This is a genomic window from Microcoleus sp. w2-18bC1 (assembly GCF_036700365.1).
GTDB lineage: Bacteria > Cyanobacteriota > Cyanobacteriia > Cyanobacteriales > Microcoleaceae > Microcoleus.
Map to the genome: position 1 here is coordinate 17,275 of NZ_JAUBOS010000056.1, position 14,791 is coordinate 32,065.

Annotated in this window: 10 protein-coding genes; 5 read left to right on the top strand and 5 right to left on the bottom strand. The window is 44.7% G+C overall.

The window, feature by feature from the left end:
- Window positions 1–88: 88 nt before the first annotated feature.
- Window positions 89–1,036, bottom strand: a complete 948-nt coding sequence (pip, locus tag QT979_RS22325) for a prolyl aminopeptidase (RefSeq protein WP_333311714.1) — start codon at window positions 1,034–1,036, stop codon at window positions 89–91.
- Window positions 1,037–1,086: 50 nt separating this feature from the next.
- The gene (gene tatC / locus QT979_RS22330) at window positions 1,087–1,932 is read right to left on the bottom strand and encodes a twin-arginine translocase subunit TatC (RefSeq protein ID WP_333311715.1); all 846 of its coding nucleotides are present in this window, start codon (window positions 1,930–1,932) and stop codon (window positions 1,087–1,089) included.
- Between the two features lie 40 nt (window positions 1,933–1,972).
- On the opposite strand from tatC, the gene QT979_RS22335 reads away from it, so the two are divergent.
- Window positions 1,973–2,095, top strand: coding sequence for a hypothetical protein (locus QT979_RS22335; protein ID WP_333311716.1), 123 nt, complete (start codon window positions 1,973–1,975; stop codon window positions 2,093–2,095).
- Between the two features lie 41 nt (window positions 2,096–2,136).
- Here the strand turns inward: QT979_RS22335 and QT979_RS22340 are convergent, their stop codons facing one another.
- Window positions 2,137–3,081, bottom strand: a complete 945-nt coding sequence (locus tag QT979_RS22340) for an NAD(P)-dependent alcohol dehydrogenase (RefSeq protein ID WP_333311717.1) — start codon at window positions 3,079–3,081, stop codon at window positions 2,137–2,139.
- 178 nt (window positions 3,082–3,259) lie between these two features.
- A complete protein-coding gene (locus tag QT979_RS22345; protein WP_333311718.1) occupies window positions 3,260–5,434 on the bottom strand; it encodes an EAL domain-containing protein in 2,175 nt (724 codons plus the stop codon).
- Between the two features lie 244 nt (window positions 5,435–5,678).
- Between QT979_RS22345 and QT979_RS22350 the strand changes: the two genes are divergently transcribed.
- The 4 genes from QT979_RS22350 to QT979_RS22365 all read left to right on the top strand — a co-directional run bounded on the left by QT979_RS22350 (window position 5,679) and on the right by QT979_RS22365 (window position 13,081).
- Window positions 5,679–9,539: a PAS domain S-box protein gene (locus QT979_RS22350; protein WP_333311719.1), complete on the top strand. Its 3,861-nt coding sequence runs from the start codon at window positions 5,679–5,681 to the stop codon at window positions 9,537–9,539.
- Between the two features lie 265 nt (window positions 9,540–9,804).
- On the top strand, window positions 9,805–10,563 hold the full coding sequence (locus tag QT979_RS22355; RefSeq protein ID WP_333311720.1) for an SDR family oxidoreductase: 759 nt from the start codon (window positions 9,805–9,807) through the stop codon (window positions 10,561–10,563).
- Window positions 10,564–10,700: 137 nt separating this feature from the next.
- A complete protein-coding gene (locus tag QT979_RS22360) occupies window positions 10,701–11,798 on the top strand; it encodes a DJ-1/PfpI/YhbO family deglycase/protease (RefSeq protein ID WP_333212192.1) in 1,098 nt (365 codons plus the stop codon).
- 578 nt (window positions 11,799–12,376) lie between these two features.
- A complete protein-coding gene (locus QT979_RS22365) occupies window positions 12,377–13,081 on the top strand; it encodes a rhomboid family intramembrane serine protease (RefSeq protein WP_333212190.1) in 705 nt (234 codons plus the stop codon).
- 96 nt (window positions 13,082–13,177) lie between these two features.
- Here QT979_RS22365 and QT979_RS22370 read toward each other — a convergent pair.
- Window positions 13,178–14,791, bottom strand: a 1,614-nt coding sequence (locus QT979_RS22370; RefSeq protein WP_445304803.1) for a calcium-binding protein, incomplete at its 5' end; no start/stop codon positions are given.

Consider the following 14,791-nt stretch of genomic DNA (forward strand, 5'->3'; position numbering starts at 1 on the left):
CCAATACTCAGCAATAAATTACTATCACGCGGAAAATATTTATAGGAATAATTTAAAATTAGCAATTAACCATTAGCAATTTAGATGACTACCAGTCTGCGAACTTATCTGTTGCCTCCATTAAACAGGTGCGAATTCCCGGTTCGCTCATCGAATGTCCGGCATCGGCAACTACAATGAAATCAGCTTCAGGCCAAGCACGATGCAGTTCCCAAGCCGACATCATCGGACAAACAACATCATATCTTCCCTGAACGATAACCGCCGGAATCTTGCGGATGCGATCGATATTTAAAAGCAATTTATCTTCCGGATCTATAAATCCCTTATTGATAAAATAATGGCACTCAATTCTGGCAAACGCCTCCGCGAAAGCATCAATTCCAAAGCTTTGCTTTAAATCTAAATCTGGAAATAATCTACTCGTACTCCCTTCCCAAATTGACCAAGCACGAGCCGCTTCTAATCTAATCTGAGCATCTGGACTCGTCAAGCGTTGGTAATAAGCTGTTAGCAGATCATCCCTTTCATTTATGGGGATAGGTTTAACATATTCCTCCCAAGCATCCGGGAAAATATAACTTGCTCCTTCTTGATAAAACCAGCGAATTTCTTTTTGTCTCAACATAAAAATGCCCCGCAAGATTAAACCCTTGCAACGGTCGGGATGGGTTTGACTGTAAGCTAAAGATAGAGTGCTTCCCCAACTACCACCAAAAACAACCCATTGATGAATATTTAAATATTCTCGAAGTTTCTCAATATCGTTGACTAAATCCCAAGTGGTATTTTCTTGCAATTCTGCATGAGGTTTACTTTGACCGCATCCGCGTTGGTCAAACATCACCAAACGCCATTTTTCCGGGTCAAAATATTGTCGATAAAAAGGCGGACATCCACCTCCTGGTCCCCCGTGTAGCAATACAATAGGTTTTCCCTCTGGGTTGCCAGACTCTTCAAAATGAATGGTAGGGAGGTCAGAAACTTTGAGTTCTCCTTCGTTATAAGGTTGTCTAGGCGGGTAAAGTTCTCGCATTTTTTCAAGAATTTATAACTCGATAGTGTTTATTTTACATCATTAAGAAATCACCGTCCTAAAAGCTTTACCAAACCAACCCCGCCAAAATACAAGCTCAGCACCGCACCTCCTAAAAGACTTTGCGTTAAAGGGTCAGTAGAAGGCGTTAACACCGCTCCCAAAACTGCCGCTCCCAAGACTACATACCGCCAGCCGGATAGCATTTGGTTGGAAGAAACTATGCCCAAAACTCCGAGCAATACTTGGACAATCGGGATTTGAAAAGCTAAGCCAGTGCTGAACATTAACAGGAGCACAAATTTAAAGTATTTGTCGATCGACCACAACTGCTCTACAACATCCGCTCCATAGGTAACAAAGAAGTTGAGCGCCGCCGGAATTAGAGCGATGTAAGCAAAGACTAACCCGCCCAAAAAGAGGAAACTCGAACCGAAAAACACAGGCCCCAGCAACCTGCGTTCTTTCCGAGTCAAGCCGGGGAGAACAAACAGCGCTATCTGGTAAAAAATAAACGGACTGGCGAGGAGCAAACCGCTGTATCCGGCTACTTCGATAGAAACAAAGAAATACTCGCCGGGAGCTAGTTGCAGAAACTTGACGGGTCCGGCCGGTACTTCTAGCAGTTGCACGATGGGTTTAACTGTGAAAAAGCAACCGATTACAGCGATTGCTACTGCAATTAGCGAGTAGAAAAGTCGCTGTCGCAATTCTTCTAAATGGTCGAACAAAGACATCTCAACTTCGTCGGGAAGTTCGTCGAGAAATTCGTTTTCTAAGTTGCGAGAACCCATCGCACCGCCGGCGATTGGTGCAATGCTATTTTCCGGGCTAATTGCTTCGAGGTTGTTGTCGGAACCTTGTTCGGATGTCTCCAAGTTTGAGGGAGCAGTCATAGGGAATGGGTAATTGGTAAGGGGTAATTGAGAAGAGGGAATGGGTAATTGGAAATTGGTAATTAATTGGAAATTGGAAATTGAGAATAGTTATTTCATAATTGCTCCGACTTCCTTCTTCATCCTTTATTCTGACTTCAGCAGCAGAAGGAACGATCGATAATTAATCCGTGTAGGGGTATCAAAATCCGTGTATTGCCTTCATTATTCAATCCCGATCGCAATTTTGCCGACAGCGCGGCCCGTTTCGCTGTAAGCGTGGGCTGCTGCTACTTCTTGTAAGCTGTAAGTGCGATCGACAATCGGCTCAACTTTCTCGGATTCTATTAATTCCCGCAAAGCGCCTAAATCGCTGGGGTTGGCATTGGCTAAAATAAATTTAGCTTTTTTGCCCGATATCAACCAGCTCGTTAACATCGGTGCGAGGTTGTCGAAACTCGGCAAAGTCGAGATATAAACTCCCTCCGGCAGCAGCACATTTTCGCATTCAGCAAATGTTCTTGTCCCGACAGCATCCAAAATTATATCATATTTTTCGGGTTGTTGAGTAAAGTCAATTTCTGCGTAATCCAGAACAAAATCCGCTCCCAAACTCTTGACAAATTCTCTATTTTTAGCACTGCAAACTCCCGTTACTTCCGCGTTCATTGCTTTCGCAACTTGCACGGCAAAAGTGCCGACTCCGCCGGAAGCACCGTTAATCAATACCTTTTTTCCTGCTTGAATTTCACCCAAATCCCTGAGCGATTGCAAAGCAGTTAAACCTGCGATCGGTACTCCTGCTGCTTCTGCATGAGTGATGTTTTTTGGTTTAATTGCTGCATCCGATTCTGGCACGACCGCGTATTCGGCGCAAGCACCCCCATTGATGGGATTTAAGAAAGTATAAACTTCATCTCCGGGTTGAAATTTGGTGACTTCTCGGCCGACTTCCACGACAACTCCAGAGATGTCAGAACCCACTATTCGAGGAAAGTTAAATCCTGTTAATAGTTGCAGGTGTCCTTTCCGGATTTTCCAGTCTACAGGATTGACGCTGCTAGCGCGAACTCGCACTAACAATTCGTTGGATTGGGCGATCGGCTTTTCCAATTCTCGGTACTGCAATTCCTCGGCTGAACCGTAGCGATCGAACGCAACTGCTTTCATGGCAAATTTTCCGGTTTATTTCCAATAGAATACTCAATCCTTTACAATTACAGCACATTCGATCTAAATGTGACACAGTAAATTGAGCTAGACTTGTAGCAGCGGGCGATCGACTCTTGGAGGCCTCCAGATAGGGCGCAGGCGTGAGGCAATGGGCCCGCTGGCGAGCGTGCGATCGCTAGGGATTAAAGTTAATAGGAACAGGGCGGGCGATCCCATAACCCTGAGCATAATCTACTCCAATCTCCCGCAATTTTTCTAAGATAGTCTCGTCTTCGACAAACTCAGCTATAGTTTCAAGATTCATCGCATGGGCAATACGATTAAAGCCTTCAACCAGCGCTTGAGAAATCAAATTATGACTAATATTCTTGACAAAAGCACCATCAATTTTTAGATAATCAACTGGTAAATTTATCAGATACGCAAAGGAACTCAACCCACTGCCAAAATCATCTAAAGCAAAGCAACAGCCAATCTTTTTGAGTTCGTTCATGAAATATCTGGCTTGCTCAAAGTTTGCGATCGCTGCGGTTTCCGTGATTTCAAAACCAATGGTTTGTGGTGGGACTTTGTAGCGAGAAAATTGCTCGATTAAAAACCTCAAAAACTGATTATTACTAATGCTAGCCCCAGAGAGATTTATCGTATACAAGCCTTGACTAAAAACATTTTTTTCCGGCAATTTGTGATAATTAGAGAAAAAATTTTCGATTACCCAACAATCGATCTCAGTTATCAACCCGTAACGCTCGGCGGCGGGAATAAACTCATTTGGAGATACTAATTTTCCATTTTCGTCCAGCATTCTAATCAAAATCTCATAATGCTCTACTAATGGTTTAGAGGTAATAGAGACAATCTTTTGGTAGTAGAGACAAAAACGATTGGTTTCCAGCGCTCGGCTGATTTTGGAAATCAACTGCCTTTCACCACGTTGTTTAATTAGTTCGCTATCATCTAGACTATAAATATGGACACAGTTGCGGCCTCTGGCTTTGGCGGCATAACAAGCTGCATCAGCCGCTCCCAGAAGCTCCCTCAAATCTTGGCTGGTTTGGTCAATAGCAACAACTCCAATGCTGACTCCGATGATAAAGGTTTTGCCATTCCAAATAAACCGAAACTGATGCACTAGGTTTTTTAGGTTTTCCGCAATCTGAGTTGCTTGAGAGAGCGAACATTGAGTGAGCAAAATACCAAACTCATCACCTCCCAAGCGAGACAGCATATCATGAGCACGGACTCCCTGTTGAATAAGTGCCGTGATTTGGCGCAGTAGCTCATCGCCAGCAATATGACCTACGGTATCGTTAACGACTTTGAACTGATCTAAATCTAAATAACAGAGAGCGTGCTGCTGATTGCTATCTTTAACAGAGGCGATCGCCTCAACTAGGTGCTGCTCAAATCTGCGACGGTTAATTAACCCCGTCAGGGCATCGTGACTGGCTTCCCAAGAGAGTTGACGGGTGAGATAGCGCGATTCAGTAACATCATGAAAGACGATTACTGCCCCGATAATTTTACCTTGGCGGTTTCTAATCGGTGCTGCCGAGTCAGCAATGGGATACTCGGTTCCATCATCGGCAATCAGAATAGTATTGTTAGCTAAGGTCACAATTCGCTCCTCTAATAGAGCCTTGTTTATAGGATTCTCTACTCGCTCTCGCGTTACTTGATCGACAATTAGGAAGACTGTAGAGAAAGGAACTCCTTGAACCTCATGAGTTTTCCAGCCTGTCAGTCGCTCAGCTATAGGATTGAAATATCTCACCCTACCTTGGGCATCAGTAGTAATTACCGCATCGCCAATGGATTGCAGTGTCACTTGAGCCAATTCCTTTTCGGCAAAGAGAGACTCTTCGAGACGTTGCCGTTCTTCAATTTCTCTTAACAGACGTAAATTCTGCTTTTGGAGTCTTTGTTGCAGCCTTCGGATCGTTAGGTGGGTTTCGACACGAGCTAATACTTCTTCAACTTGAAATGGCTTAGCAATATAATCTACCCCTCCAGCAGCCAGCCCTTGCACCTTATTAAAGGTTTCATTTAGCGCACTCAAAAAAATTATTGGAATGTCGGCAGTGCGCTCGTCAGCTTTTAATTGTCGGCAAACTTCATAACCATCAATATCGGGCAATTTAATGTCTAGTAAAATCAACTCCGTCGATGGCGATTGGGCGGCTCTGAGCGCCATTGCCCCTGTTATAGCACTGCGAACTTTATAACCCTCTTCCCTCAAAGTATCCCTGAGAAGACGCAGGTTATCAGGCAGATCGTCAACAATTAAAATATTGCCTCGGTAGTTTGTAGCTTGATCGCTAACTCTATCGCTAGTTCTATCGACAATCATACTAATTTCCCTAGTTTCCTGCTAGAGGAATATAAACATATGCACAAATAGTATAGTTTAATTATTCGGTTAAAAAAGTCACTTTACCCACAAAGAAGTCCTGCGATCCCGGAATATGGGGCTGGCAATGGGGCGCAGCCTTACAAAATCTGAATTGTTCGGGTAGGGGCATTCCGCCCGTGGTTGCCCTTCTTCGCTTCGCCTAACATCTGAAGAAGAGTATTTCAACCTAAGCAGCCGATTTATGAACAAGCGCATTTCTCAAATGGCAAGTCTACTCGTCATTGCGATCGGATGTTTCGTGCTGCTGGGTTGGCAATTTGACATCTCCCTACTCAAAAGTGGTTTTCCCGGTATGACTTCGACCATGAAAGCAAACACGGCAATTTGCTTTTTGCTGGCTGGAGTGTCTTTGAGATTGTTGCAATACCACAGAACCCGACTGCACGATCGCATCGCTCAAGGGATGGCAGGATTGATAATCATCATCGGTATGCTGACGCTGAGCCAGTATATTTTTGGTTGGAACCTGGGTATTGATGAGTGGCTTTTCCGAGATTTCGTGTCTTCAGCGACTCCTTATCCGGGAAGAATGGGAGTAAATACCGCCCTAAATTTTGTGCTGATGGGACTAGCACTGTTACTGTTAGGGCAAAATTCCCAAGGAATTACTTGGTTGGCTCAGATTTTTAGTAGTCTTGCAACTTTAATTTCTCTACTAGCTTTATTTGCACACCTATTCCATGTCGACATTCTTGAACGTTTGGCCACAATTACGACGATTCAACCCGTAAACACGATCGCCACCTTTTTCATTCTCTATGGAGGAATTTTATTGCTCCGCCCGAACGAAGGATTAATGCAAGTAGTAAGTAGTCGCCTGGTCGGCGGAGTAATGGTTCGGTGGTTGCTGCCTTGGGCGACGACCTTTCCAGTGACACTGAACTGGTTCACTCTTCAGGGACAAAATTTAGGCTGGTATAACGCTAATTTTGGCTATACATTGCGTTCAACTGTTATGGTTGTCACGTTCTCAATTCTCATCTTGGGGACGGCTCGCTCTTTAAACCAGATAGATTACAAGCGCCAACAAGCCGAAAAAGAAATTAAAAAACTTAACGAAAATTTAGAAATTCTTGTGGCTGAACGAACAGATGCTTTACACAAATCGCAGGCTCGTTTTGCGGGAATTCTAGAAATCGCCAATGATGCAATTATTTCCATCGATCGCACTCAACATATTACCCTGTTTAATCAAGGGGCAGAAAAGATGTTTGGCTATAAAATTGAGGATATTTTAGGGAAGCCACTGAATTTACTGCTGCCAGAACAGTTTAGAAATGTACATCCGCAGCATATCAAACAATTTGCACACTCTTCTACCAGAGCGCGAAGGATGGGAGAACGAGGCGAGATTTTGGGTCGTCGTCAAGATGGAACGCAGTTTGCGGCTGAAGCCTCTATTTCTAGGCTGGAAATGGGAGACGAAACGGTATTTACTGTTATTCTACGCGATATTAGCGATCGCAAACAAATTGAGATGGCTTTACGAAACAGTGAAGAGCAGTTTCGCCATGCGTTTGAAGATGCCTCTATCGGGATGGCGCTCGTTTCACTTGATGGGCACTGGATTAAAGTCAATCCTGCCTTATGTCAGATTCTTGGCTACTCCTCAGAAGAGTTGTTAGCCTTAACTTTCCAAGACATTACTCACCCTGATGATTTAAGCTGGGATCTTAGTTATGCACATAAACTATTAGCAGGAACTATTTCAGCATACCAAATGGAAAAACGGTATTTCCATAAACAAGGACATATAATTTGGATTTTTCTTGATGGCTCGCTAGTACAAGATGGACAGGGAAATCCACTGCATTTTATTGCTCAGATTCAAGACATTACCGCTCGAAAAGAAGCTCAAAAAACGCTAGAACTTCAAAGCGTTATCATGAATAACATGGCAGGAGGAGTGTGTTTAATCAAAGCCTCAGACCTCATGATCGTCTACACCAATCCTACCTTTGACGCTATGTTTGGCTACACAGAGGGCGAACTCGCAGGTCAACCCCTTGGTGTCTTGAATTATGTCGATACAAATTTTACACCATATCTAACCGTTCTAGATATCGTCACTCAAATTGAACAGACCGGGGAAGCAAAATATGAAGTCCACAATAAAAAGAAAGATGGAACTCTCTTTTGGTGCAGAGTTCATACATCCAGGTTTGAGCATCCTGAATACGGAACTGTATATGTTGCAGTTCAGGAAGACGCAACAGAGCTAAAACTAGCTGAGCAAGCCTTGCAAGCTACCACAAATCGCCTCAACTTTCTTCTAAACTACAGCCCCGTTGTCATTTTTAGCAGTAAACCTGCTGGCGATTATGGCGCAACGTTCATCAGCGAAAATATCAAAGATATATTGGGCTACGAAAGCCGGGAGTTTTTAGAAGATTCTAAATTTTGGGTAAATCACTTACACCTAGATGATGTAAAACCAGTGCTTAATGGCTTAGCAAATGTATTCGTTAATGATTTTTCTTTCCACGAATACCGTTTTCGTCGCTCCGATGGGGTTTATCGCTGGATGCTCAGTCAGCTTAGGCTAATTCGAGATAATTCAGGTACACCAGTAGAAATTTTGGGATATTTAATTGACATTAGCGATCGCAAACAAGCTGAGTTGGAATTTCAGCAGGCAAATGAAGCAAACCAAGCCAAGACTGTCTTCCTCGCCAATATGAGCCACGAACTCCGCACCCCCCTCAACTCAATTTTGGGATTCACGCAATTGATGAGCTATGAGAGAAATCTGACTCCTTCTCTCCAAGAACGTTTACAGATTGTCAATCGTAGCGGTAGACATTTATTGGACTTGATTAACGATATTTTAGATTTATCCAAAATAGAGAGCGGACGGATGACCATCAATCCTTCTGACTTTGATTTGACAAGTTTGCTGACTTCTATTGAAGAAATGTTCCAAGTTAAAGTCCAATCTAAAGAAGTGCAGCTAATTTTCGAGCTAGAGTCCGACCTTCCTCAATTTGTGCGTAGCGACAAGAAAAAACTATATCAAGTCTTGGTCAATCTCCTCGGTAATGCGATTAAGTTTACCAACCAAGGAAGCGTCACCCTACGGGTAAGAGCAGCACAAAGAGACCAAACATCCTGTCACCTATGTTTTGAAGTTGAGGATACAGGCGTAGGAATTGCGCCCACAGAAATTGATAGCCTATTTAAGGTATTTGTGCAAGCCCAAGCAGGGAATAATTTGAGTCAAGGCAGTGGGCTTGGTTTAGCCATCAGTCAAAAACTCGTCAAACTCATGGGCGGTCAGATTCAGGTTAAAAGCACTTTGAACCGAGGTAGCACTTTTTCCTTTGAGATTGGTGTAGAGTTACCTCAAGCAGAATCCTTACCCCCAGAATCAATTAATCAAAGAGTAATTGGTTTAGCTCCCGGACAACCGAGTTACCGCATTCTTATTGTTGAAGATTTAGATGAAAATCGCCGCTTGTTAGTCGAGATCCTTACCTCGGTTGGTTTTGAGGTGAGAGAAGCAAAACAGGGAGCGGAGGCACTCTCGCTGTGGGAGAGTTGGCGGCCACACCTGATTCTGATGGATATACGAATGCCGATCGTGGATGGCTACACAGCTAGTAAATATATTAGAGAACGCCCTCAGAGCCGAGAAACTGTCATTATTGCTTTAACTGCCAGTATTTTTGAAGAAGAGCGAGAGAAAGTTCTTATGGCTGGCTGTAACGACTTTATAACCAAGCCATTTCAGCAGAGAGACATCTTTGACAAACTCGCTAAATATTTGGGAGTAAAATATATCTACGAAGTTGTAGGACAAACTCCACAAAAACTCTTGGTTGAAACGGTGTCTGTAGAAGATCTATCCAGGATGTCCCCTCAGTGGTTAGAACAAATGTATCATGCTGCTTACTATCTCGATACCGAAGTTATGAACGAATTAATTGTACAAATTCCCGAATCTCAAGCAGGTTTGTCCAAGGCACTAACTCATTATATCAATAATTTTAATTCTGACAAAATTATGGAGTTAATTCGACCTCTGCTGCCGACTCCACTGTAGTTATCAAGTTTAAGGAGAAAGAAGCTATAGTGCTTTCAGTAATGGCTATATGTCCAATATAAATCAACCGTGGAAAGGATTGGGAAGTTCTTGGAGAGGGCTATTGCAGATATCGCTCAGCAGGAGGCAAGGGCATACACCTTAGATGGAATGTGCTGTATCATATAGCAATTCTATTTCGTGTGTGAAGGGGATTTATTTTTTTTATTAACCGCAGAGGGCGCAGAGGTCACAGAGAAAGAGAAAAGAGAAAAGAGAGACACAAATGATTGATTTAACCGGAAAGGTAATTTTAGTAACAGGTGGCTCAAAAGGGATTGGTGCAGTGACGGTGCGGACTCTGGTTAATGCTGGGGCTGAGGTGATTTTGCATTACTTTCGCAGTCAGAAAGAAGCTGAAGCGATCGCAGCAAGTGTTGCGGGCGATCGCTGTTATTTATTGGCAGCCGATTTGAGGGTGGAAAAGGCTGCCTCGACTTTGTGGCGAGATGCTTTAAAATGGCGGGGCCATATTGATATTTTAGTTAATAATGCGGGGATTATGCAGTCAGCGGGTATAGAGGACGAGTTCGATATTTGGTCTTCAGCTTGGCAGCAAACTCTACAAGTAAATTTAGTGGCTGTTGCCGATTTGTGCCGGGAATCTCTTCTACATTTTCAAACTCGCAGGGTCGGTACAATTATTAATATAGCAAGTCGCGCTGCTTTTCGCGGCGATGACCCCAATTATCTGCACTACGCCGCTTCTAAAGGTGCTATTGTTGCTTTAACTCGCAGCATTGCTAGAGGGTTTGCGACTGATAATATTTTGGCTTTTACAGTTGCACCGGGATTTGTCAGTACAGAAATGTCTAATCAGTTTATTCAGGAGTTCGGTGAAGCTGATATTATTCGCGATATCCCGATCGGCAAAATCGCTCCTCCTCAAGATGTTGCTAATGTTATCGCGTTTTTAGCATCCGGTTTGGCTACGCACGCTACCGGGACTACGATCGATATTAACGGCGCCTCTTATGTGCATTGAGACAATTACTGTAAAATACCTCTCAAGGCTCACGCTGACATCTTTTAAAACCAACTAATTTATCACTTTAGCAAGATGCTAAAAACTCGCTTAATAACTTAGCGTTAGATGAGAAGATAGTCTGAGGAAAGTTGATTATGACAACGAATAACGGCACCAACACCAAACGAGTTGCCATACTCATTGAAAATGGAGTTGAAGATTCCGAATTTCTAGTTCCTTACAACGCCTTAAAACAAGCAAATTTTGATGTAGTTGTCCTCGGTTCGCGGACAAACGAAAAGTATGCAGGGAAACAAGGAAAAGTTGCCCAGCAAGCTGACGGAACTACCACAGAAGCAGTGCCTGCAGAATTCGATGCAGTGATAATTCCCGGCGGTATGGCTCCGGATACAATGCGGACTAATCCCAACACAGTAAGGTTTGTACGAGAAGCATTTGAGCAAGGAAAACTCGTCGCTGCGGTTTGCCACGGCCCGCAAGTTTTGATTGAAGCCGACTTGCTCAAAGGCAAAAAGGCGACTGGTTTCTTGGCAATTAAAACAGACATGATTAATGCCGGAGCCAACTACATTAACGAAGCTTTAGTAGTTGACGGCAACTTGATCACTTCCCGCCAACCGGGAGATTTAGCAATATTTACCACCGCAATTATGGCTCGGCTCGGTTACGGCGGAAAAGAAGTCGGTTTGCCAGAAGAAACTGACACAAATGCAGAATGGTGGAAATTAGCTAATGGTTGGGGAGGTTCTACACAAGGCGACATTGTTAAAGGTTTGAATACCGCCCTCGCAGGGGAACGCTATGCTTGCGAAGCCTTTGAACATTATGCGGAAAAAACCCAAGACAGCGATTTGCGATCGCTCTTGAAAGAAATGATTCAAAACAAACAGCACCACATCATCGCTCTCGAAAAACGCCTCAACGATTTCGGTGAAAAACCCTCAATTCCTGCCCAAATTGCTGACAAGTACGCTAAGTTAAAAGCTTCTATGCAAGGAACCGATGAAACGTTCTTGCTGCGGAGCACTCTCGGTGATTTGCAAACCGGTGTTGTCGATATCAACAACCTGCGGGTAAAGTTCACAGATCCGGTATCAACGACCATTTTGACAGAGATAGAATCGGATTTGTCTAAGTGTGAACAAGTCATTGCTAAACTCTTCCGCGCCCGTGCAGTTTCCCAGGAAATTAAGTCGCCTAAACCTTCAACTAGCCCCGCTGTAAAAATGTAATCAGCAAGAGGATCAATAAGTTTGTAGTTTTGTTGAAAGGTGAAAACTCGCACCTATATCGCAACTACAAACTTGCTCTGCCATCCTAGAATATAGCGTTTGCGGTAAAATAAAACCCAACACTAAAAAGCAGATATTCAACTAACTGCAAAGTGGAGGGTTTTATTCAATAGGTTTTATTTTTGTTTCAGCGGGAGACGGCGGGTTTGAAGGAAGCTTGCGACATCCAAGGGCGGTACAAGCCCCCGGATTCATCCGTGCATAAATAAAAAATATAGTATCCGATAAGCAGCCCCCGGATACATCCGTGAGGTCGCTTTCTTCAATTCTTCAATTCTAAGACCGAAAATCTAAAATCTAAAATCTAAAATCTAAAATCGATTAACCAGCCCTCGGATACATCCGTGAGGTCGCCTTCTTAAATTCTTAAATTCTTAAATTCTTAAATTCTTAAATTCTAAAATCCAAAATCTAAAATCTAAAATCGATTGGCTTGTCCCCTCTTCCTTTAGACAGGAGACACCTGGGCTATAAATGCGCTACTGTGTTGCCAATATTTTGATGAGGAAAAAAAGGCTGTGGTTCCCTTACGCGATGAAAATCCCATTACTATCACTCCCTACGTCACCTACGGGCTGATTGCGGCAAACATATTAGTATTTTTGTACGAACTCAGTTTGGCCGATCGACAATTAACCGAATTTTTCTACTCTTGGGCCGTAGTTCCTTGCCAGTTAAGCAATATGTGTCGGGTTGCTCTGCCCGTTTCGCCATTTCCCGAATGGACGACACTAATTAGCTCCCAATTCCTGCACGCAGGCTTTCTTCACATTGCCGGAAATATGTTATTTTTGTGGATTTTTGGCAACAACGTAGAAGACCGTTTAGGACACGTCAAATTTATAATATTTTACCTTACTTGCGGCGTTTTAGCATCACTAACTCAGTGGTTTTTTTCCTCCGCATCTGCCATTCCGTCCCTAGGTGCTAGCGGCGCGATCGCAGGCGTGATGGGAGCTTACATTCTCAGATATCCCCAAGCCAAAGTTCTCACACTGCTGCCATTAGGAATCTTTATTACCACTGTCAGAGTCCCCGCTTTCTTCTTTCTAGGATTTTGGTTTGCACAGCAAGCATTGAGCGGCCTGGCTTCCTTGAATGCCCCGGCAAGTGTCGGCATGGAATCCGGGGGAGTTGCCTACTGGGCCCACGCTGGCGGCTTTGTTTTCGGCGCTATTCTAGGCCCTTTGTTGGGACTTTTTTCTGAAGATAATCGGATTTAATTTTTCACCGCAGATGAACAAAAATTAACGCAGATAAACTGCCAAAGAAATCGGCGTTAATCTGCGTTAATTTGTGGTTTCAAACCTCTTATCTTCCTAGATAAACGTCAAGTCAAATTCCGAAAGAGCAGAAACTCCAGTTACACCATTTAACTTCGCCAAAATGCGAGAATCACTGCCGGTGACGTTATTGCCATTGCCGTCATAAATGATGTAAGTATTGCCCCCGGAATCGTAGGCAAACAAGAAAGCACTTCCTCCCAGAATATTTGCAGAAACCGTTGTCTGCACGTTCAGCAGAACTTGGGTGTTACCGCTGAGATTGGCAAATCCGGGGGCAAAATTAAACTGATCGGCGATCGGCACACCGAGACCGCTAAAATCAGTAATCACATCATATCCGCCCGCCGCGATCGCAGCCTCGATCGCCGCCGAAGAAGACGCATCAAAAGCCGGCCCACCTTGTGCAGGGCTGGTATAGCGGAATTGATTGTTGCCGCCACCCCCTGTCATGGTATCTGCGCCGAGGCCCCCTACGAGTACGTCGTTATCCACACCGCCGTTAATCGTATCGTTGCCGCCTTGACCGTCAATAGTATCGCTGCCCGCCAAACCGTCCAAATTGTCCGGCAAAGAACCCCCAACTAAATTGTTAGGCCCGCTATCAGCAGGCAAGATTTGAACGGTGACAGTACCTACGCCCGGAACTGTCCCGAATCCGTCGCTGACGCTGTAGGTGAAAGCAGTTGTACCCGCTACGTTGCCGGGGATGAATTGCACTTGAGAGACAAGATTTACAGCTACCCCCAGTTGTGGTGTGCTGACATTGATAATGCTGAGTGTCCCTTTTTGCGGACTGGAATCGTTCGCCAGTACGTCGATGAAAGTGGGCAGCAAATTATTCGTATTGGTAAATACGATGCCGTCATCGACAGCAATCGGCGACAGGATAGTGGGAACAGTTACGGAGGTATCGAAAGAATTGATGTTAATCGCCACTGACGCTGCTGCCGTGCCGCCTTGGTCGTCAGCTACGCTGTAGCTGAAAGAACCGGCTTGCCCGATCACGTTTGTTCCCGGTTGGAATTTCAGCCCAAGTAAATCCTGAACGGTTAACTTTTGGTTCACGGTGAGGGGGCTCGTACCCGTAATTACCTGACCAAAAGTAGGATTTGGAAGTCCGACTACCGCGATCGACAGCGGCTGGCCCTCGGGGTCGCTGGGCGCCGAAATGCTCAGAGACAGAGGCAAATTCTGCAAACCAGTCACCGTCTTGCCAGCTTCCACGATCGGCGGCTGGTTAGGAGTCGGAGATGTAAAACTCGGCGGAGTCGGCCCCCCGCCCAAAGGCGGAGGAGTTGGGGGCGCCGCAGTGGGAGTCGGGACGATGGAAGGACTCGGACTCGGAGTTGTCCCGCCCGCAGTCGGACTCGGACTCGGACTCGGACTCGTACCCGGAACCTGTACCGGCAATGGATCCGTTGTGGGGTTAGTTGTTGTGCCTGTTATGGGGTTAGTTGTTGTCCCCGTTGTGGGGTTAGTTGTTGTACCCGTTGTGGGGTTCGTTGTTGTGCCTGCTGGTGTTGGAGTTGTGGTCGCTGGTGTTGGAGTTGTGGTCGCTGGTGTTGGAGTTGTGGGGTTAGTTGTTGTCCCCGTTGTGGGGTTAGTTGTTGTCCCCGTTGTGGGGTTAGTTGTTGTCCCCGTTGTGGG

What these genes read in the sequence shown, in the direction of transcription:
- QT979_RS22360 (WP_333212192.1), top strand. Translation starts at nt 10,701, where the DNA reads ATGACAACGAATAACGGCACCAACACCAAACGAGTTGCCATACTCATT.
- pip (WP_333311714.1), bottom strand. Translation starts at nt 1,036, where the DNA reads ATGCGAGAACTTTACCCGCCTAGACAACCTTATAACGAAGGAGAACTC.
- QT979_RS22355 (WP_333311720.1), top strand. Translation starts at nt 9,805, where the DNA reads ATGATTGATTTAACCGGAAAGGTAATTTTAGTAACAGGTGGCTCAAAA.
- QT979_RS22335 (WP_333311716.1), top strand. Translation starts at nt 1,973, where the DNA reads ATGGGTAATTGGAAATTGGTAATTAATTGGAAATTGGAAATTGAGAAT.
- tatC (WP_333311715.1), bottom strand. Translation starts at nt 1,932, where the DNA reads ATGACTGCTCCCTCAAACTTGGAGACATCCGAACAAGGTTCCGACAAC.
- QT979_RS22350 (WP_333311719.1), top strand. Translation starts at nt 5,679, where the DNA reads ATGAACAAGCGCATTTCTCAAATGGCAAGTCTACTCGTCATTGCGATC.
- QT979_RS22345 (WP_333311718.1), bottom strand. Translation starts at nt 5,434, where the DNA reads ATGATTGTCGATAGAACTAGCGATAGAGTTAGCGATCAAGCTACAAAC.
- QT979_RS22340 (WP_333311717.1), bottom strand. Translation starts at nt 3,081, where the DNA reads ATGAAAGCAGTTGCGTTCGATCGCTACGGTTCAGCCGAGGAATTGCAG.